The sequence below is a fragment of the Filobacillus milosensis genome (assembly GCF_004402015.1).
GTDB classification, from domain to species: Bacteria; Bacillota; Bacilli; order Bacillales; family Alkalibacillaceae; genus Filobacillus; species Filobacillus milosensis.
The window spans coordinates 1-21,265 of record NZ_SOPW01000009.1 but is presented as its reverse complement, the minus strand read 5'-3'; the positions used below and the strand labels follow the sequence as shown (position 1 = coordinate 21,265).

At 37.0% G+C, this 21,265-nt stretch carries 20 protein-coding genes, 2 tRNA genes and 1 rRNA gene; 21 read left to right on the top strand and 2 right to left on the bottom strand.

Annotated features, from left to right (window positions below):
- The first annotated feature begins 180 nt into the window (after positions 1-180).
- From E3U55_RS09380 to E3U55_RS09345, 8 genes are all read left to right on the top strand, one after another.
- Entirely contained in the window at positions 181-1,692 is a 1,512-nt protein-coding gene (locus E3U55_RS09380) for a polysaccharide biosynthesis protein (RefSeq protein ID WP_194840863.1), read from the top strand.
- Between the two features lie 20 nt (positions 1,693-1,712).
- The gene (gene yabN, locus E3U55_RS09375; protein WP_134340174.1) at positions 1,713-3,158 is read left to right on the top strand and encodes a bifunctional methyltransferase/pyrophosphohydrolase YabN; all 1,446 of its coding nucleotides are present in this window, start codon (positions 1,713-1,715) and stop codon (positions 3,156-3,158) included.
- 19 nt (positions 3,159-3,177) lie between these two features.
- Entirely contained in the window at positions 3,178-3,450 is a 273-nt protein-coding gene (locus tag E3U55_RS09370) for an RNA-binding S4 domain-containing protein (RefSeq protein ID WP_134340173.1), read from the top strand.
- Between the two features lie 72 nt (positions 3,451-3,522).
- Positions 3,523-3,828 (top strand): sporulation protein YabP, encoded by a 306-nt coding sequence (gene yabP / locus E3U55_RS09365; protein WP_134340172.1) that lies wholly within the window; start codon positions 3,523-3,525, stop codon positions 3,826-3,828.
- Positions 3,828-4,424, top strand: a complete 597-nt coding sequence (gene yabQ / locus E3U55_RS09360) for a spore cortex biosynthesis protein YabQ (protein WP_134340171.1) — start codon at positions 3,828-3,830, stop codon at positions 4,422-4,424. The genes yabP and yabQ overlap by 1 nt, the downstream gene beginning before the upstream one ends.
- Positions 4,405-4,794 (top strand): FtsB family cell division protein, encoded by a 390-nt coding sequence (locus E3U55_RS09355; RefSeq protein WP_134340170.1) that lies wholly within the window; start codon positions 4,405-4,407, stop codon positions 4,792-4,794. Before yabQ ends, E3U55_RS09355 begins: the two co-directional genes overlap by 20 nt.
- A 72-nt stretch (positions 4,795-4,866) precedes the next feature.
- A complete protein-coding gene (locus E3U55_RS09350) occupies positions 4,867-5,247 on the top strand; it encodes a S1 domain-containing RNA-binding protein (protein WP_134340169.1) in 381 nt (126 codons plus the stop codon).
- Positions 5,248-5,545: 298 nt separating this feature from the next.
- A complete protein-coding gene (locus tag E3U55_RS09345) occupies positions 5,546-6,112 on the top strand; it encodes a hypothetical protein (protein ID WP_134340168.1) in 567 nt (188 codons plus the stop codon).
- 52 nt (positions 6,113-6,164) lie between these two features.
- Here the strand turns inward: E3U55_RS09345 and E3U55_RS09340 are convergent.
- Positions 6,165-6,236 (bottom strand) — tRNA-Glu (locus tag E3U55_RS09340).
- 9 nt (positions 6,237-6,245) lie between these two features.
- Positions 6,246-6,322: transfer RNA gene (locus E3U55_RS09335), tRNA-Met, on the bottom strand.
- A 253-nt stretch (positions 6,323-6,575) separates the two neighbouring features.
- Between E3U55_RS09335 and spoIIE the strand changes: the two genes are divergently transcribed.
- The 13 genes from spoIIE to E3U55_RS09270 all read left to right on the top strand — a co-directional run.
- Complete coding sequence (gene spoIIE, locus E3U55_RS09330; RefSeq protein ID WP_134340167.1) at positions 6,576-9,026, top strand: stage II sporulation protein E; 2,451 nt, start codon at positions 6,576-6,578, stop codon at positions 9,024-9,026.
- Between the two features lie 72 nt (positions 9,027-9,098).
- Positions 9,099-9,848: a VWA domain-containing protein gene (locus E3U55_RS09325; protein WP_134340166.1), complete on the top strand. Its 750-nt coding sequence runs from the start codon at positions 9,099-9,101 to the stop codon at positions 9,846-9,848.
- Positions 9,811-10,740 carry a serine/threonine protein kinase gene (locus E3U55_RS09320; protein ID WP_134340165.1) on the top strand — a complete coding sequence of 310 codons (930 nt, stop codon included), beginning with the start codon at positions 9,811-9,813 and terminating at the stop codon, positions 10,738-10,740. The genes E3U55_RS09325 and E3U55_RS09320 overlap by 38 nt, the downstream gene beginning before the upstream one ends.
- 86 nt (positions 10,741-10,826) lie before the next feature.
- Complete coding sequence (gene tilS / locus E3U55_RS09315; protein WP_134340164.1) at positions 10,827-12,188, top strand: tRNA lysidine(34) synthetase TilS; 1,362 nt, start codon at positions 10,827-10,829, stop codon at positions 12,186-12,188.
- 10 nt (positions 12,189-12,198) lie between these two features.
- Positions 12,199-12,735 (top strand): hypoxanthine phosphoribosyltransferase, encoded by a 537-nt coding sequence (gene hpt, locus E3U55_RS09310; RefSeq protein WP_134340163.1) that lies wholly within the window; start codon positions 12,199-12,201, stop codon positions 12,733-12,735.
- 116 nt (positions 12,736-12,851) lie between these two features.
- Positions 12,852-14,849: an ATP-dependent zinc metalloprotease FtsH gene (gene ftsH / locus E3U55_RS09305; protein ID WP_134340162.1), complete on the top strand. Its 1,998-nt coding sequence runs from the start codon at positions 12,852-12,854 to the stop codon at positions 14,847-14,849.
- A 355-nt stretch (positions 14,850-15,204) separates the two neighbouring features.
- Positions 15,205-15,984, top strand: a complete 780-nt coding sequence (locus E3U55_RS09300; protein WP_134340161.1) for a type III pantothenate kinase — start codon at positions 15,205-15,207, stop codon at positions 15,982-15,984.
- Positions 15,985-15,989: 5 nt separating this feature from the next.
- Positions 15,990-16,859, top strand: coding sequence for an Hsp33 family molecular chaperone HslO (gene hslO / locus E3U55_RS09295; protein WP_134340160.1), 870 nt, complete (start codon positions 15,990-15,992; stop codon positions 16,857-16,859).
- Positions 16,860-16,931: 72 nt separating this feature from the next.
- Positions 16,932-17,708: a dihydropteroate synthase gene (gene folP / locus E3U55_RS09290; protein ID WP_134340283.1), complete on the top strand. Its 777-nt coding sequence runs from the start codon at positions 16,932-16,934 to the stop codon at positions 17,706-17,708.
- Entirely contained in the window at positions 17,701-18,072 is a 372-nt protein-coding gene (gene folB / locus E3U55_RS09285; RefSeq protein WP_134340159.1) for a dihydroneopterin aldolase, read from the top strand. Before folP ends, folB begins: the two co-directional genes overlap by 8 nt.
- Complete coding sequence (gene folK, locus E3U55_RS09280) at positions 18,065-18,559, top strand: 2-amino-4-hydroxy-6-hydroxymethyldihydropteridine diphosphokinase (RefSeq protein WP_134340158.1); 495 nt, start codon at positions 18,065-18,067, stop codon at positions 18,557-18,559. Before folB ends, folK begins: the two co-directional genes overlap by 8 nt.
- Before the next feature lie 214 nt (positions 18,560-18,773).
- Entirely contained in the window at positions 18,774-20,258 is a 1,485-nt protein-coding gene (gene lysS, locus E3U55_RS09275) for a lysine--tRNA ligase (RefSeq protein WP_134340157.1), read from the top strand.
- Positions 20,259-20,859: 601 nt separating this feature from the next.
- Positions 20,860-21,265, top strand: a 16S ribosomal RNA gene (locus E3U55_RS09270); the annotation flags it as partial.

Here is a 21,265-nt window from a genome sequence, read left to right as displayed (position 1 = left end):
GGTTAAGTTCTGGACCCTTTTTTGATATTTCCGGAGCTTTTGGTTAGTTTTCCAGGGTCGAATCTTGTCAAAAACCCTTAAAAACAGCATTTTTCCGGACCTTTTATGTTGTTTTCCGGACTTTATTCATTTTCTGGTGTGCTATAATAAATGCAAAATATAATTAGAACGGGGTTTCATATGAGTCAGCAAGCATTATGGGTGAGAGGGGCTATATTTTTAACAATTGCAGGTTTTATTAGTAAAGTCCTGGGCATGATTTATCGGGTGCCGTTGCAAAACATGGCGGGCGATGAGGGGTTATATATTTATCAGCAAATTTACCCTATACTATCTGTCGCATTACTCTTATCAATCTATAGTATACCTAGTGCTATATCACAAATAGGCTCAAATCGTAAGTCAACCGCCTCTAACCATGTTCCTCATGAGTGGATGGTGTTTTCCATATTATTTGGTTTAGGAGTAGCTTTATTTTTAGGTTTTTATTTTTTCTCTGATTTATTTGCACAGTGGATGGGAGACCCTAATCTAAATGGTTCAATTCAAGTAGCAGGTGCGATGTTCTTGTTAATCCCTTTATCTTCTACTTTAAGGGGAGTCTTTCAAAGCGTTAATTTACCCCAATATATAGCGATATCCCAGATTATTGAACAATTTATTCGAGTTGTATTAATTATTGTAATGACTTATTGGATTATTCAATATACCAATTTATCTGTATATCAAATAGGTTCTTATGCGGCGTGGTCCACAATAATTGGAACTATGGTTGCATGTATTATGTTAATAGGATTGTATTTTTGGAAGAGAAGAACCATCAAGTTCCATCGTTTTAAACTTAATCGTTCACTAACTCAGGTGTTGTTAATTGGAGTAGCGATTTATAGTTTAATTTATATGATGCATCTGGTTTTACAAGTGGTTGATGTATTTACAATGGTTGAGTTGTTACAACAATTTGGGTTCTCGTTTGAAGAAGCTAAAAGCATGAAAGGGATATTTGACCGTAGTCACCCGATTATTCAAATGGGACTCGTTATTGGTTCATCGTTAGCTTTAGCTTTAATTCCAACGCTAGGTCAAAACCATCTGAGGATGGAACTCGCTTTTAAATGGACATTCTTGTTATCATTGGGAGCATCTATTGGTTTAATAGCAATTATGCCACTTATGAATCCACTTTTATTTAAAACCAATGATGGAACAGCAGCTTTACAGTGGATGATGCTGATCGTGTTTTTGCTTTCGATGATTATTATGTTATCTGTATTTTTACAGCAGTATAATTATCGTCTACAGCAACTGAAATGGATCTTAATAATGATTGGAATTAAGTATATATTAAATCTAATCCTTATCCCTAAATTCGGAATAATTGGCTCTAGTTGGGCTTATATTGGAGCTGCTGCATTTCTCTTATGTGTTTTTCTATGGAAGTGGAAGGTTATTTCTGAAATAAATGCTTCAATCCTTTTTATAATAAAATCTATATTTATACTGTTAGTCATGTGGGGAGTAGTAACATTCACTCAATCCACTCTAACAGATTATGTTATTGAACCGTCTCGATTGACTTTAGCTATTCTAACTTTGATACTCTGCATATTAGGAGTCATTATTGTTGGGATCGGTTTATTCGTATTAAAACTATTCAATCAGCAGGATTTGAAAGAATTGAAAGGCAATTGATGTGAAGGGAGCAATATAGCTTGGGAAAAATAACAGTAATAGGGCTGGGCGTGGGCACCATTAATGAAATTCCGCTCGGTGTTTATCGCCAATTAAAACAGGCTAATCAAAAAATATTTACCCGTACGATTGAGCATCCTGTCGTTAAAGAATTAGCGCAAGAAGGCATTGAATTTGAGTTTATGGATGATATATATGAGTCTCATGATCAATTTGAAATGGTTTATCAAGGGATTGTTGACGAATTAATAAAAGTTAGTCAAAACGAGGATATTATTTACACTGTTCCTGGTCATCCCATGGTAGCAGAAAAGACCGTTCAACTGTTGTTGGAGTCAAAAAGTGAAAAGATTGAAATCGATATTTTGGGTGGCCAAAGTTTCCTTGATGCGTTGTTTACAGCAGTTGAAGCGGACCCGATTGAAGGTTTTCAGCTATTGGATGGGACAAATTTACAGCGTCACACCATTCAATATCGTCAGCACTTGCTCATCGGTCAGGTATATGATGGTATGGTAGCGGCTGATGTTAAAATTACGCTAATGGAGGATTTGCCTTACGATTACCCCATTACGATTGTACAAGCAGCAGGTACAGAACAACAAAAAGTGCAAACCGTCCCATTATATGAATTGGACCGTGATTTTGAGTTCTCTAATTTAACAACATTGTATGTAAAACCAGCTGATGACGCTGTATTACATCATCAATTTTCGGTGTTAAGAGATGTCGTGGCGACACTAAGGGGGCCTTATGGGTGTCCGTGGGATAAAAAACAAACACATGAATCACTAAGAAAATATCTTATCGAAGAAGCTTATGAGGTGATCGAGGCAATAGATGAAGAAGATGACGATCATATAGCTGAAGAATTAGGTGATGTGTTACTACAGGTAATGTTACATAGCCAAATAGCTGAAGACAGTGGTTTTTTCACGGTAGATGATGTCATACGTTCTATTACAGATAAAATGATTGAACGCCACCCTCACGTATTTGGGGATATTGACGTAGCATCTGCTGATGAAGTGACAGCGAATTGGGAAGAAATCAAACAGAAAGATAGACCAAAGCTAGATTCTGTATTAGAGGACTTAAATGAGTCACTGCCAAGGTTATTGTTTGCTCAAGAGATTCAGAAAAAGGTTTCTAAAGTTGGTTTTGATTGGAACGAACCGCAGTTAATGTTCGATAAAGTAAAAGAAGAAATAAAGGAATTTGAAGCGGAATTGTCGAATGGTTCACTTGATGAGGCTGAGATGGAGTTCGGTGATTTACTCTTCTCACTAGTTAATGCCGCTCGTTTTTATAAAATTGATCCAGAGCTCGCATTGCATCGCACCTGTCATAAATTTATTCAACGTTTTAAAAAGGTTGAACAAATGATGGTAGAAGACCAAAAATTAATTACTGAAGCATCATTAGAAGAGATGGATCAATACTGGGAAAAAGCTAAACAATTATAAACAATCAAGGAGTGTACTTATGAGAGTAGATAAATTTTTAAAACTATCACGATTAATAAAAAGAAGGACAGTCGCAAAAGAAGTGGCAAGTCAAGGGAGAATTGAATTAAACGGAAGACCCGCTAAAGCTTCAACAGAGCTAACAGTAGGTGACGAGTTGAAAATTCGCTTCGGACACACCTTGCTTACGATACGTATTGAGCGTTTAAGTGAACAAGTAAGAAAAGATGAAGCAAATACATTATATACGGTCGTAAAAGAAGAAAAAGTCTCTCAACAACAAGCAGATTAGTACTAAAACTATCAATTTTTAGTGCTAATCTTGTCCTTTCTATCATAGGAATAGTGATAGGAGGGATTGGACATGCAATTTGATGCAAATGGATATAAAAATGAAAGAGATCGCGAACGTGATCATGAGTTAAAATTAGTTAACCGACGACGCATGGAACTAACAGGAGTTAAGGATGTTGATAGCTTTGACACAGAGGAGTTTTTACTTCAAACAACTTTAGGCTACCTTGTCGTTCGTGGAGAGAACTTACACATGAAAAACCTCAATGTTGAAGAAGGGTTATTGACGATTCAAGGGAAGATTGAAGCCTTTAGTTATATCGATGATCACCAAGGAAATAAAGGAAAAGGCTTTTTAAGCAAAATATTTAAATAATGAATCTAGATACTCAATTAATGACGTTAGTTACAATGGTAGGGGCGGGTGTGTTTGTAACAGCCATGTTTGATACCTATAAATTGTTGCTTCGCCCGTCCACCTATTGGAACCGAGTGATCGTCGATACATTGTTTTTCTTAACTCAAGGCTGCTTAATTTTTTACCTTCTATTTTTAACTAATGGTGGCATGATAAGGTTTTATTTATTTTTGGCAGTATTATTAGGTATTTCTGCTTATTTTGCATTGTTGCAGCCCGTTTATATTCCATTATTAAAAGGATTTATAAAATTATTTATAGGAATTGTTAATTTCCTTAAAAATGTTATAGACCGACTAATATTGCAACCTGTCTTTTGGGTTATTCGCCTGCTTGTTGCATTAATTGTTGGAACACTGACCATATTATGGAAGATAATCGATGTCATTTATCGATTAATTATTCTTCTGATTCGACCTTTTATTCCAAAATTTCTCCAAAAATACCTACTGAATTTGTTTAAGACATGTAGTAGAATGGTATATAAAGTAAAGCAGGGAATCTTTAACCTTTGGAAAAACAGGGGGCGGAAAGATGACGAAGCCGATTCGTAATAAACGTAACGTCACAAAAATTGAATCATCGTACGTACAAGAACATGAACAGCAATTGGCAAGGAAAACGAGAGAAAAGAAACGTTTAATTCGTCGTTTGACCGCTTTTGGTGTGCTTTTCTTTGTGTTAATTGGCTCCTTGTTCATGACCCATATGAATCAAAGAGCTCAAATGGATGAAAAGCAACAAGAATATCATAAAAAAATAGCTCAATTAGAAGAATACAAACAAGAAAATGCCGATCTGAAGCGAGAAATAGAGTTGTTAAGTGATGTAGATTACTTATTACAAATCGCCAGAAAGGATTATTTCTTCTCTAAAGATGGAGAAATTATTTTTAAGTTACCAGATGAGGACCCTTCTTATTGACACTTATTTCTTTTCTTATATATAATATATAAGAATATATCTTTTAAATTTTTAAGGAGGAGCATTTCTTTTATGTCAGTTGAAGTAGGCAGCAAGTTGCGTGGTAAGGTTACCCGCATAACAAACTTTGGAGCATTCGTTGAACTACCAGACGGCTCTACAGGATTAGTGCACATTAGTGAGGTTGCTAATAAATTCGTTAAGGATATTAACGAACACCTTTCTGTTGGAGACGAAGTCGAAGTAAAAGTTTTAAATGTTGAGAAGGACGGGAAAATTGGCTTATCAATTAAGAAAGCTAATGAAAAGTATGAAAAACAAGTACAGAAGAAACGTAGCGAAAACTTCGAAACTCAGATGAATAAATTTCTAAAAGAAAGCGAAGATAAGCTAGCGTCACTTAAAAAGCATACGGAATCCCGCCGTGGAGGTCGAGGTGCTAAAAGAGGATAACTTGCTGTCGAAAAAAGATTTGTGAGTCGATAATATAAAGATTTTATAAACTAAACTACCTATCAGTGCGATAGGTAGTTTTATATTTGGAAAATTATAGTTTTTGTATGGTGGGTTCGTGAGTATCAGGTAAGTGTCCAAACTTCTACATTCAATTAAATGAATAGATTTTTAAAAACAAATGGATATATATGTTAAAATAGTGGTGTTTTCATTTGTGGATTTATGCTGATAAATAGGGTCGAGAATAGATTACAGAAAGGGAGGGGTTAAGCTGAAAAAGTTAATTGCTGTTTTATTGGTCTTAATGGTTTTTACTTTAAGTTCTTGTGTTAATAATTCTAAAACAAACACCATTTCTCTTGTTGAATTAACAGATAGGGAGAATGCCATACTTAAAACTACTTCAGATCAATCGTTTGTATTTGATTTTAGTGTTAATCGTGACTACAAAGAAGTCGCTGTGTGGATTGAAAAATACGAACTAGGTGAATTGGTAGATGGAAAATTAAATCGTTTAAAAACCCAAATTGATGGAAATGGTTCGATAATAATTTCGAATACGAAGGACAAAGAACAGAATCCATACTTTAACATTGGAATTCAAAGTGATTTTGGAATAGGAACGCTAAAGGGACCTGATATCAACACAGGTGAATTTGATCAGATGACGAGCATAAGTGGAAATATATACGAAAGTAAAACTTTGGACGAAGGTGAAGTAGTTTTAGCAAATATATGTTTTAGTGATAAGGGTTTTATAAGTTCACTAACAAGAGATTTCTATGAAGACTTCAATAGTCATATTGATGAATTGCAACAATATGATGTTGCTTTTTTAGTAAAAGCTGAATTTTCGAAGTAGAGTCAAACGAATATTAAAAAACCTTCAATTTATGATTGAAGGTTTTTTGTGATGACCCGTACGGGACTCGAACCCGTGTTACCGCCGTGAAAGGGCGGTGTCTTAACCGCTTGACCAACGGGCCTTATTAAAATGGTAGCGGCGGAGGGGATCGAACCCCCGACCTCACGGGTATGAACCGTACGCTCTCGCCAGCTGAGCTACACCGCCATTAAGTAAATGTGTTCATTTAATTTTTTCAAGCACAAAAATTATAGTACAACACGATATTTATTGTGTCAACAATTTTTTTAATAACTTTTGGTTAATTGACAGGTTTATTTTAAAAAACTTGTCGTTTTACATAAACTTGTAGAAATGCGGTTATAAAAAGTCGAAAAGTTTTTTTATTATACCACTCTATTTTGACAAAAAATTTAATAGAGAATGTGTTTGAATCAATGTTAAAGGAGTGGTCGTGGAAATGGACATGTTATCAAAAGTTGGCACAGTGGCTACTGAACAACCAAAATTCCAAAAAGCCTATCAAATCTCTCAATCTATTAAATCTTTTGTCTATCAGAAGCTGTTTGATCAAGGCTGGTTACTTTATATTATTGGCTTTTTCTTAGGAAGGGCCATTATTTTATCTTCACTGTCTCCGTTTGCTCTGGCATTTTTAGCAGCTACCATTATTACAAGGAAACAGTCAGCTTTTGCTGTGTTTCTTTTTTTATCTCTAGGAGCTGTATCGATTAATCTAAATCAAGCCATTTATATTGTATCTGCAGGCATCATTCTTATGTTCTTTTATAAATTGTTTTTAACTAAAATGGCTAAGTTAACAGGTCCTATGATTGCAGCAACTTTAATCAGTTCTGTTATTGGACGAGGTCTGTATTATTTACAGCAAGGTAATATGGTCATGTACGATTCAGCGATACTAGCTGTTGAAGCTGTTTTGAGTGCCTTTTTAATTATGATTTTTCTTCATTCTTTTCCTTATTTATCAAATAAACGACCAACAGTTAAGGTGAAAGTTGAGGAGCTAATTTGTTTAGTTATTTTGACAACAGCTGTGTTAACTGGATTCGTTGGAATTACAGTGTCGGGTATTGGGCTAGAGCAAGTTGGGTCGAAATATTTTATCTTATTAAGTGCATTTATTGCGGGTGCTACAGTAGGGTCAGCTATTGGAGTTATTGTCGGGTTAATGCTCAGCTTAGTTAGCACTTTCCATTTATATCAAGTCAGTTTATTAGCATTAGCAGGCTTACTGGGAGGTTTATTAAAAGTCACAAATAAATATGGAGTCGTTCTTGGGATGTTTGTGGCAACTGTACTTATTGGTTTATATCAAGTGGATTTATTATCTTTTGAGCAACTATTAATTGAGTCTGCTGTTGCAGCTATGGTGTTTATTTTGACTCCGAAGAAAGTGATCAAGCAGATTGCAACGTTTATTCCAGGCACCGAAGAAGAAAAAGAGGCCCAGGAACAATATGTAAAGAAAGTTAGAAATGCGACAGCTGAACGTGTTGAACGTTTTTCTGAAATGTTTCAGGCATTATCACATAGCTTTGCTTTTTATGATTTAGAGCAAAAGAATTTAGAATCAACTTCTGAAGTTGATGAATACTTAAGTCGAGTTACGGAAAAAACATGTCAGACGTGCTTGAAAAAACATAACTGTTGGGTGAACAATTTCGATCGTACTTATTCAGTTTTACAAAATACGATTCAATCTATTGAAGATCATGATACCTCTGAGTTAAATTTCAACGTTGGGAAATTAAAAAACTTCTGTATTAAACAAGATCAAATGGTTGATCAAATGAGATATGAGCTTTCTTTTTATCAGGCTAATAAAAGGCTTAAACAGCAAGTTAAAGAAAGTCGTAAGTTTGTATCAGAACAGTTAAATGGTGTATCAGAAGTGATGAATAATTTTGCTAAGGAAATCATGAAGGAAAGACAAGAGCATGATTGGCATGAAGAAGAAATTAAACAAATGATTCAACAATTGAACTTGTCTCTTGACCGCCTGGAATTGTATTCAATCGATCAAGGAAATGTGGATATAGAAATGACCCTTCACTTTACTGATTATCGGGGAGAAGGTGAAAAACTTATTGCTCCAATGTTATCTGAGCTGTTTGATGAATCTATTATTATTGAGTCAGAAGACCCCGCTGATCAAACAAGTGGTTATCGTACATTTAACTTTTCATCAATTAAGCGATATCAGCTCACAACAGGCGTTGCACATGCAGCTAAGAATGGCAACTTCTTGTCGGGTGACAGTTATATAATGCTGGAGCTTGGAAAAAGTCGTTATGCTGTAGCCATAAGTGATGGGATGGGTAATGGTGAACGAGCATACTTAGAAAGTTCTGAAACGCTTAAACTATTAAAACAAATTTTACAATCTGGTATTAATGAACGCGTGGCGATCCAATCTATCAATTCAATTTTATCTCTTAGGACCTCTGATGAAATTTATGCCACGCTTGACTTGGCTATCATTGACCTTCAAGAGCCGAGGGCAAACTTCCTGAAAATTGGAGCTTCAATCAGCTATATCATTCGAGCGGGTGGCGTTTATCCGGTTGAAGGAAGTAATGTTCCAATAGGGATCTTGGATGAATTTGATGTTGATCCAGTCAATGAATCACTTAAAGATGGGGATATTTTGGTGATGGTTAGCGATGGGGTATTGGAAACCACCAGAATTGAGGAAAATAGAGAAGTGTGGCTTAAACGGAAGTTAAGAGAGATGCAAACGGATGATCCACAAGAAATCGCAGACTTAATCCTGGAAGAAGTAGTAAGGAGCAATCACGGAAAAGTTATTGATGATATGACCGTTTTGGTAACACGGGTTGAAAAAAGTAAACCAAAGTGGGCATCATTTGCCTATTCATATAGTGTATAAATCTTTGAATCTAGTGGTATATCAAGCGCCTTTTTAGTTAACAATGGTTAAAAAGATGAAGGAGGCGCTATTATGAAAGCTGGAACGATACGTCAAATTTTATTAATTACAGATGGTTGTTCAAACCAAGGGGAAGACCCAATTCAAGTGAGTGAAATGATTTCTCAAAAAGGAATTGCTGTAAATGTAATCGGAGTCCTTGATGATGATCAGACTGAGGAGCCTGTTGGATTATCAGAAGTTAATGACATTGCTAAAGCTGGTAATGGTATTAGTAGAATTGTTTATGCAGATGTCTTATCTGAAACGGTTCAGACAGTTACACGTCAGGCAATGACACAAACCATTCAAGGTTTTGTTTCTAAAGAATTAAAAGAGATTTTTGGGAAAGAAACGGATGAAGAGGATCTTCCACCAGAAACACGAGGGGAAGTTCAGCGTGTGGTCGAAGATTTAGGAGAATCAGTAGATTTACAAGTTTTGATTCTGGTTGATACAAGTGCAAGTATGCAACACAAAATGGAAGGTGTGAAAGATGCCATTGATGATTTTATTTTAAGCTTACAAGCTAGAACTGGGAATCATCATTACTCCATCTTTCAATTTCCGGCTCGAAATCAAATTGTTAAAGAGTTACTCCCATGGACGAATGATGGTAAGCGTGTGGCTAAAGTGTTTCCTAAACTAGCTGCAGGAGGCATCACGCCAACTGGGGCTGCATTAAAACAGGTTGTTCGTTCATTCCAAGAGGTACCTGCATTAGAGGAGTGGAGGGAAGAGTCAGATGACATCATCGATTCATCCTACGGTTCGTCTTACTAAGCACCAAAGATTAAAAGGGATATGGAATAAACGGACTTATTCAATTGTGAAATTACTCGGTGAAGGTGCTCGAGGGTCAATTTATTTAGCAACAGTCGGTCAAAAACAAGTCGCATTAAAAATTAGTCAAGACTCTTCTGTCATAGCGGCGGAGGTGAATGTTCTTAAAGCTTTGAAGAAGGTCCAAGGTATGCCACTTGGACCTCTTTTATTAGATGTGGATGATGCAACGATTAACCATAGTCAAAAGCACGCCTTCTATGTCATGGAGTTTATTGATGGTGTCCCACTAGGGGATTGGATTCAAAGTCATGGTCTGTCTTGGTTATTTCCGATAAGCTCACAGCTACTCACACAATTGAAGCAACTACATGAGTTAGGATACATATTTGGAGATTTAAAGCCGGACAATATTTTGATTGATAAACAAACTAAACGGGCGAGGTTAGTAGATGTAGGGGGTGTCACTCAAAGAGGTCGAGCTATCCGTGAATATACCACCTGGTTTGACCGAGGGTATTGGAAAATGGGAGATCGGCGAGCAGAACCCCAGTATGATTTATTTGCCTATGCTGTCTGTATGTTAAGTATGGACCCACATATTAAAATCCATAAACCTGGTCAGAAAGATATAATAAAACTTACACAACAGGCAACTAATTTAAAACCATTGCATTCTGTGATTTATAAAGCTTTAAAAGGACAGTATCTTTCCGCCCATGACATGAAGAAAGACATTGAGCAAGTTAATAGTCGTCAGGCGCGTGTACAAAAACAACGCTCTCCTAAAAAAAGAAAAAACAAGCGCACACCAAGCCCTTGGCCAGAAGTGATTGGAATAAGTTCGATTTTAAGCATTCATTTGGTATTGTTTTATTTCTTTATCATGTAAAATTAGGAGTGTACTTTTATTGAACTTCTTTTTTATAAAGTGATACGATAAAAGAATAGTAATAATCCGAAGATGGTGTACCAGTTATGAACAAACAAATAGATAAATACAATCAGAAACATCAGTTATTCGAACAAGGTGATACATTGTTTTTAGCTGTGTCTGGTGGGCCGGATTCGTTAGCACTCTTATATTATTTTGTCTCGATTCAAGCTTCCTGGAATTTGAAGTTATATACCTTAACGGTGGATCATCAACTAAGAGGACAAGATTCTTTAAATGATGCATTATTTGTTAAAGAGGTGTGCGAGAAGCTGGGTGTACCTTGTTCAATAGGACAAGTTGATGTAGCTGCTTATAAAAGATTAAACCGAGTTAGTACTCAAGTGGCTGCACGAGAGTTGAGATATCAATTTTTTAAAGAACAAATGCAAGAACACTCAGAAGCAAAATTAGTTTTTGGTCATCACCAGGATGATTTAGTCGAATCGATGGTGATGCAATTTTCTAAAGGTGTTCGACCGAATGGCATACCTGTAAAACGTTCATTCGACAACCATATTATAATTCGTCCATTTCTATGTTTGACGAAGGATGATATATGGCAATATATAAAAGAGCATCAATTATCTCCAAGAATCGATTCATCAAATGACGAAGATGATTATACACGTAACAGAGTTAGACATCATGTGATTCCATTATTAAAAAGTGAGAACCCGAACTTACAGAAAAGTATGGCTCAACTTCAAGGACAACTGCTTGAAGATGACGAATTGTTAATGGACTTAGCGAGTAAAGAATTACAAAAAATCGCTACATTTCACAAAGAAAAAGTCAGCTTTTTAATTAGTGAGTTTAAAGGAATGTCATTGTCTTTACAAAGACGAACCTTTCATCTAATATTAAACTATCTTCATTCTGCCTATTCGTTTGATAAAGATTATTTTGAGCCGTTTATTGAATGGCTTTATTCAACACAATCGAATAGTCAGTATAGAATATCTGACCATTTTACCTTTGTTAAAGCTTATGATGAATGTCAGATCATCAAAGGCTCCTTTAAGACTCAGCCCTATGAATTACAACTATCAATAGGGGATGCACTAACCCTTCCTAACGGGTGGGTGGTACGAGTCCATGAAGTAGAATCACCTTCAAATATGTCTTCTAATCAAATTTTATGTGATAAAAATCACATGGAGTTCCCGCTTACTGTGCGAACGAGACAAAGTGGTGATCGTATTAAACCTATAGGTATGGATGGTCATAAAAAAATAAAAAGTTTGTTTATTGATCAAAAGATTCCTGAGTACTTAAGAGATGAATGGCCCATTATCGTTAATGGAGATGGTGAAATTATTTGGGTACCATACATTTGTAAGAGTCACTTAGTAAAAGATAGCCATAATAAGCTTGTTCAAATAACAATCGATAACAATGATTAGGGGGATCTCCATGCACGATGAGATTAAAGAAATTTTAATACCTGAAGAAGATATTCAAGTTAAAACAAAGGAATTAGCTTCTGAAATCACTGAGAAGTTTGATGGAAAGTTTCCATTAGCTATAGGAGTTCTAAAAGGCGCAATGCCATTTATGAGCGACCTGCTTAAACGTGTGGACACTCACATTGAAATGGATTTTATGGATGTGTCCAGTTACGAAGGCGGTATGCGTTCAACTGGTGAAGTTAAGATTATTAAAGATTTAAATACAAAAGTTAAGGGTCGTGACTTACTCATTATCGAGGATATTATCGATAGTGGTTTAACGTTAAGTTACCTAGTTGATTTATTTAAATATCGTGGAGCAAATTCAATCACGATTGTTACTTTATTAGATAAACCAAGTGGAAGACAGTCTGATGTTAAAGCTGATTTAGTCGGTTTTGAAGTACCAGATGCTTTTGTTGTAGGGTATGGGTTAGATTATCAGGAAAAATATCGTAACCTTCCTTATATCGGAGTATTAAAACCAGAAATCTATTCATAAATTGAATTAGATAGCTTGTACGAATTGTCAGAAAATGTTCAACTGCTATAAGTTGAGAGTACCGAAATTATTATGGTAGTATTAGTTTAGTTTTGTCGCTTAGGAGGAGGTACGTAATGAACCGAGTGTTCCGAAATACATTCTTTTTCTTTATTATATTTTTAGTGCTTATAGCCATTATCGGGATGTTAAATAACCCAAGCCCGGAAACGGAACAGTTAAATTATACTGAATTTACAAATGCACTATCTGAAGGTCAGGTTGAAGAAATGACCTTACAATATACAAATGAAGCTTACGAAGCAAGAGGTCAGTATGTGAAAGATGGAGAAACGACAGCTTTCAGTGCTGAAATTCCTGCGAATGATCAAGTCGTAAGTAATATTATTGAGCAGGCTGAAGAGCAAGCCATTTTAACGATTGAGAAAGCTGAAGAGCCGAGTGCCTGGGCACGCTTTTTTACCACGTTAATTCCATTTATTATTCTGTTTATCCTATTCTTCTTCTTACTAGGCCAAATGCAAGGCGGCGGTGGCCGCATGATGAACTTTGGTAAGAGTAAGGCGAAGATGTATACCGAAGATAAAAAGAAAACGAAATTCCCTGATGTTGCAGGGGCTGATGAAGAGAAGCAAGAACTCGTTGAAGTGGTCGATTTCTTAAAAGACCCTCGCAAGTTCACTGAGCTTGGGGCAAGAATTCCTAAAGGGATCCTATTAGTGGGACCTCCTGGTACAGGTAAAACATTACTTGCAAAAGCTGTAGCTGGTGAAGCGGGCGTACCATTCTTCTCAATCAGTGGTTCTGATTTCGTAGAGATGTTTGTTGGTGTTGGTGCATCACGTGTACGTGACTTATTCGAAAATGCGAAGAAAAATGCACCATGTATTGTGTTTATTGATGAGATTGATGCTGTAGGTCGTCAACGTGGCGCAGGTGTCGGCGGTGGACATGATGAGCGTGAACAAACATTAAACCAGTTACTAGTTGAAATGGACGGTTTTGGTGTTAATGAAGGAATCATTATGATTGCTGCGACCAACCGCCCGGATATTCTTGACCCGGCATTATTACGTCCGGGACGTTTTGACCGTCAAATAACGGTTAATGCTCCAGATGTTAAAGGTCGTCAAGAGGTGCTAGCTGTACATGCCAAGAACAAACCATTAGATGATACAGTGGATCTAAAAACAATTGCGATGCGTACTCCAGGTTTCTCTGGTGCGGATCTTGAGAACTTATTAAACGAAGCGGCACTTGTTGCGGCTCGTGATGACGTGACGAAAATTTCGATGGAACACGTTGATGAAGCAATCGACCGTGTCATTGCAGGTCCTGCTAAGAAGAGTAAAGTCATCTCTGAGAAAGAGAAAAACATTGTGGCATACCATGAGAGTGGTCACACAGTCATCGGTAAAGTGTTAGATGAAGCCGATATGGTTCACAAAGTAACGATTGTACCACGTGGTCAAGCTGGTGGTTATGCGGTGATGCTACCTAAAGAAGACCGTTACTTCCAGACGAAGCCGGAATTACTAGATAAGATTACCGGTTTACTTGGTGGTCGTGTCGCTGAAGAAATCATCTTCGGTGAAGTGAGCACAGGTGCTCATAATGACGTCCAGCGTGCAACAGGTATAGCACGTAAAATGGTGACTGAGTTTGGTATGAGTGACAAACTAGGACCATTACAATTTGGTAGTACCGGTGGGCAAGTGTTCTTAGGTCGTGATATTCAAAATGATCCTAACTACAGTGATCAAATTGCATATGAAATTGACCAGGAAATTCAATCGATTATTAAATCTTGCTATGAGCGAGCGAAAAATATCCTAACTGAGCATCAACAACAACTTGAACTAATAGCGAAAACGTTATTAGAAGTTGAAACGTTAGATGCCGCTCAAATTCATGGATTATTTGAAAAAGGTGTACTGCCTGAGAAACCAAAAGATGATCAGGAAGACGAGTTATCTGCAACTGATGACCAACCTGATGAGCAATCTTCTGAAGAAGAGACTAAATCTGAAGAACATGATGTTAAAGTCAACATTCAAAAGCGTGAAGAAGAACCGCTATCCGATGAAGATGATGACTCTAATCGAAAAGAATAATTATAAATTAAAATCCTCACTGGTAGCAGTGAGGATTTTTTTTTGAGATGAATTAGGGGCAGAATCATTCGGTTAAACGACTGTAAGCATATGGTCTTGAGTACTTAACTCATGAACATGGGTAAATGCCTGTATAACTCGAGTACTAAAATGGCAAGCTTAAGCACTACTTTTTTGAACTTGAGCACTAAGACAGTCATTAAATTAAACCAGAAAACCTCATTCGTTTCTTTACTCTTGTTACCAAACTTTCAAACCACACAGTTTAAATAATTTATGTTATGATTTACGTGTTAAACTTCACTAAAATACAAGTAGTGTAATCAATTTAAATATAAAGAAATGGGTTGAAGGCATGATTTTTGTTTTAGACGTTGGAAATACCAATACGGTTTTAGGTGTTTTTGACGAAGGGGAATTAGTTTATCAGTGGCGAGTCGCAACTAATCGTCATAAAACTGAAGACGAGTATGCGATGCAGGTTAAATCATTGTTAGAACATAATGATTTAGGTTTCAAAGACTTTGAAGGAGTCATTATATCTTCAGTTGTACCTCCAATAATGTTTTCTTTACAAAAAATGTGTGAAAGATATTTCCACCTTGAACCAATTATTGTTGGTCATACTTCTGTAGAAACTAGCCTTAAAATGAACTATCCGAACCCAAAGGAAATTGGGGCTGACAGAATTGTTAATGCTGTTGGTGCTATCAAGGAATATGGTGCTCCTTTAGTCATTATAGACTTCGGTACGGCAACTACGTATTGTTATGTCAATGAAGATGGAGCTTATGAAGGTGGCGCTATTGCCCCAGGTATTAATATTTCGACAGAAGCTCTTTATGCACAAGCTGCGAAGCTACCTAGAATTGAAATTGCCAGGCCAGCTGATGTAGTGGGAAGCTCTACTGTAGAAGCGATGCAATCAGGTATTTATTTTGGGTATATTGGACAAGTTGACGAAGTTGTTAATCGTATGAAAGATAGAGCTAATCAAACACCTACAGTCATTGCAACCGGTGGACTTTCTAAACTCATCGCTAAAGGTTCTAAAACAATTGATCATGTCGATCAAGCATTAACACTAAAAGGTTTATATGAAATATACTGTATTAATAAGAAAAACGAAGGGTGAACAACATGAGTGATTATATGATTCGAGGAACAGCCTACGATGGCCAAGTTCGTGCATTTGCTATTCGTTCAACTGAGTTAGTTAATGAAGCGTGCCGAAGACAGGAAACGTGGGCAACGGCTTCAGCTGCACTTGGACGAACAATGACGATTGCAGCTATGATGGGTTCGATGTTAAAAGGAGAAGACAAGTTAACAACTAAACTAGAAGGTGACGGACCGATTGGGTACGTGATTGCTGATAGTAACGCACACGGTGATGTACGTGGTTATGTTAAAAACCCACATGTTGATTTTGACTTAAATGAACAAGGCAAATTAGATGTTCGTCGTGCGGTAGGTACGAGTGGGACTCTAAGTATTGTAAAAGATTTAGGGATGAAAAGTAATTTCACTGGTCAAGTACCAATTATCTCTGGGGAAGTTAGTGAGGATTTTACGTATTACTTCGCTTCATCCGAACAAGTTCCTTCAGCAGTTGGTGCGGGAGTATTAGTGAACCCGGATTTATCAATCTTGGCTGCAGGTGGGTTTATTGTTCAAATGATGCCAGATGCTGATGAATTAACGGTGAAAAAGCTGGAGAAAAGGTTAGGAGAAATTCGTCCGATTTCAGCTTTGATTCATGATGGTTATACGCCTGAAGATATTTTAAATGAGATTTTCGAAGACTCACAATGGAAGCAGTTATCTAAAACAGATGTTCAATTTAAATGTAAATGTTCAAAAGAACGTCTAGAAACAGCTATTATGAGCATTGGGAACGAAGAGATTGACCAAATGATAAAAGAAGACAACGGAGCAGAGGCAACTTGCCAATTTTGTCATGAAGTCTATCATTTTAGTGCTGAAGATTTAGAGCAGTTAAAGCAGTAAGGCGGGATTAATGTGCGTCAGTTAAACATTAAAGATCAATACGAATTAAATTTTGACAAAGAAACAGTGATTATGGGGATTTTAAATGTCACACCTGATTCATTTTCAGATGGTGGTCAGTTTAATGAAACGTCAAAGGCTGTTCAACATGCACAAGAGATGGAAGCTAATGGCGCAAAAATCATAGATGTTGGTGGTGAATCTACACGTCCAGGGCACGAACCGGTTGATGCCTTGGAAGAGATTGATCGAGTGGTCCCCATTATTGAACAATTAAAAGACCAAGTTAACATACCGATCTCTATTGATACTTTTAAAGCCAAAACATCTGATGCCTCTCTTCAAGCAGGTGCCTCCATCATTAATGATGTTTGGGGAGCTAAGGCAGACCCCGAAATTGCTGCTGTAGCTAAACAACATGACGTCCCAATAATCCTTATGCACAATCAAACCGAAACTAAATATGATGACATGATTGAGGATATGAAGAAGAGTCTTTCTGAAAGTATAGAGATTGCTAAAAAACATGGTGTACCTGATGAACACATCATTTTAGATCCGGGTGTTGGTTTTGGAAAGACCTATGAGCAAAACTTATTAGCTATGCGACGTTTGCACGAGCTAAAAGTATTAGGCTATCCAATTTTATTAGGAACTTCTCGTAAATCAATGATTGGACATGCTCTGGATTTGCCAGCTGAAGAACGTGTGGAAGGTACCATCGCTACAGTTTGCTATGGTATTCAACAAGGTGTTGATCTAGTGCGTGTTCATGATGTAAAAGAAGTCCAACGAGCAGTTAAAATGATGGATTTAATGATGGGAAAAGGAGACTACCTGCATGGATAAAATTATAGTTAAGGATATGATGTTTTACGGTTATCATGGGTTGTATCCTGAAGAAAATAAGCTGGGACAACGCTTTACGGTAAGCGTCGAACTAATGACAGCTTTAAAAAAAGCAGGAGAAACAGACGACATGAACGACAGTATACATTACGGTCAAGTGTATCAACTCGTTCAGAAGATCGTTGAAGGTGAAGCGAAAAATCTCGTGGAAGCTGTTGCTGAGGATATTGCACATCAATTGTTTGATCAATTTGACAAACTAGAAGCGTGTACGGTAAAAGTTGATAAACCAGGACCTCCTATTCCAGGTTACTATGATAAAGTTGCGATTGAAATAACTCGGGAGAGACAAGATTATGCATGATGTGTTTATAGCATTAGGAACAAACATCGAACCGAGGATGGAACATTTGTCAGATGCCATTCAAGCGTTAAGTGACCATAAAGAACTGGAATTAGTTAGTCTTTCTTCTATATATGAAACGAAACCTGTTGGTTACTTAGAGCAGGCTGACTTTTTAAATATGGTCGTTAAAGCGAAGACAAGCTTAGAACCTTTTGCTTTATTAAATTATTGTCAGCAGATCGAACAAGAATTAGGAAGAGAGCGGAAAATCAGGTTCGGTCCAAGGTCCATTGACTTAGATATATTATTGTTTGATAATAAGACGATAGAAATGGAAGACCTAACCGTGCCTCATCCGAGAATGCACGAACGGGCGTTTGTTTTGGTTCCATTAAAAGAAATTGCTCCAGGCATTACGTTTGGCAACTTAACGATTGAACAATGGTATCAAATGTTGTCGCAAAGTGATATAGATGATGTTAGGTTATATAATAAGAAGTTATGATTAGATTGAAGGGTAAGCGTGCTTTGAAATGCATGAGCATGCAGCATGGTACTTGAAAGCCCTAAAAGGTAATGGTAAAGTTAGAAAACGTATTAACGACTGTAACTTGAAAGAAAAGCTAATCGAAATATTAGATGAAAATGTTTAAGAGTAAAAGTTGCTACAAAAGCGTCGTAACTTATATTAATAATAGAAGATTATTGAGGTGAATATCGTGTCAGAAGAACTAAATGATCAAATGCAAACACGTATTGAAAAATTACGTGCACTGCAAGAGTCAGGTGTAAATGTTTTCGGTGATAAATTTAACCGTACACATTTGTCTGATCAACTAAAAGAATCGTATGACCAGTATTCTAAAGAAGAATTAGAGGAGAAAGAATTCCCTGTAACTATAGCTGGTCGTATTATGACTAAACGCGGAAAAGGTAAAGCCGGTTTTGCGCACATTCAAGATTTAGAAGGACAAATCCAAATTTATGTACGTAAAGACCGTGTAGGCGAAGAGGCTTATGAAGTTTTCAAGCAAGCAGATTTAGGGGATATTGTAGGGGTAAAAGGTGTTATGTTTAAAACAAATGTAGGCGAACTATCGGTTAAAGCTGATGAGTTCTTCTTCTTAACAAAATCACTACGTCCTTTACCTGAAAAGTTCCATGGCCTTAAAGACGTTGAACAACGTTATCGACAACGTTATTTAGATTTGATTACTAATTTAGAAAGTCGCGAGACATTTATCTTACGCAGTAAAATAATTCAGTCCATGCGTCGTTATTTAGATAATAAAGGTTTCTTAGAAGTAGAAACCCCAATGATGCACGCTATTCCAGGTGGAGCATCAGCTCGTCCATTCGAAACACACCATAACGCATTAGACATACCATTATATATGCGTATTGCTATTGAACTACACCTGAAACGTTTAATCGTAGGTGGAATGGAGAAAGTTTATGAAATTGGACGAGTATTCCGTAATGAAGGTGTCTCTACACGACACAACCCGGAATTTACAATGATTGAACTATACGAAGCTTATGCAGACTACCATGACATTATGGATTTAACTGAAAACGTTATTGCTCATATTTCAGAAGAAGTGCTAGGTACAACAAAGGTTCAGTACGGTGAAGAAGAAGTAGATCTAACACCTCAATGGAAGAGATGGCATATGGTTGATGCTGTTAAAGAAGTGGTTGGTGTAGATTTCTGGTCAGAAATGTCTGATGATGAAGCTCATGCTCTAGCTAAGGAACACGGAGTAGATGTAGACAAAAACATGACATATGGTCATATTGTTAATGAATTCTTTGAACAAAAAGTAGAAGATACTTTAGTGCAACCTACATTTATCTATGGACATCCTGTAGAAATTTCACCATTAGCTAAAAAGAATGAAGAAGATTCTCGTTTCACGGATCGTTTCGAATTATTTATCGTTGGACGGGAACATGCTAACGCATTCTCTGAGTTAAATGATCCGATTGACCAACGTCAACGTTTTGAAGCTCAGTTAAAAGAACGTGAACAAGGGAATGATGAAGCTCACTTAATGGATGATGATTTCTTAGAAGCATTAGAGTATGGCCTGCCTCCAACTGGTGGATTAGGTATTGGTATTGATCGTTTAGTAATGCTTTTAACAAACTCTGCATCAATCCGTGACGTATTACTGTTCCCGCAAATGCGTAATCGTGGCTAAAAAATAATGTATATTACTAACTGCTTGTCGCACTCTATAAAAGAGTTGTGGCAAGCAGTTTTTTATTTGGTTTTAATGAAAAAGAAACGGTGTATTGATAAGGATAGAATTAAACTTATAGTGTTGTAGAATGGAAGACTTATGATGTGATGCGACGGTATGCGAGCAGCTTGTTTAACTCAGAATGAATTGAATAATACTTTCAGAATAAACTTTCTTTGAAAAAATCAATAAAAACTATTGTCATAGATTTAAAACCATGATAAATTATTAATCGTCGCGTTAAGGAAACAATAACGCAACTCAGCATAACAAAAATCATTAATAAATAACTTAAAAATTTATTGACTTTCAATTGATTAATTGTTATATTAATAAAGTCGCTGTTTTGAGGCGGCACCAACAGTTTCTTCAGTTAATAAAGACATAAAAAAGTTATTGACACACAAAAGAGAAGTTGTTATGATGATTGAGTCGCTTTTTTGATGCGACTGACATTCGAACCTTGAAAACTAAACAAAATAGCCTGTCGTCAATTCGGTAACTTTCAACGGTTGGTGGAAAGTTACTAAGACGAAACAAACAAGCCAATCAAACTACTTTTATGGAGAGTTTGATCCTGGCTCAGGACGAACGCTGGCGGCGTGCCTAATACATGCAAGTCGAGCGCGGGAAGCAGACTGAATCCTTCGGGAGGACGTCTGTGGAACGAGCGGCGGACGGGTGAGTAACACGTGGGCAACCTGCCTGTAAGACTGGGATAACTCCGGGAAACCGGGGCTAATACCGGATAACACATCGGTTCGCATGAACCGATGATGAAAGATGGCTTCTTGCTATCACTTACAGATGGGCCCGCGGCGCATTAGCTAGTTGGTGGGGTAACGGCCTACCAAGGCAACGATGCGTAGCCGACCTGAGAGGGTGATCGGCCACACTGGGACTGAGACACGGCCCAGACTCCTACGGGAGGCAGCAGTAGGGAATCATCCGCAATGGACGAAAGT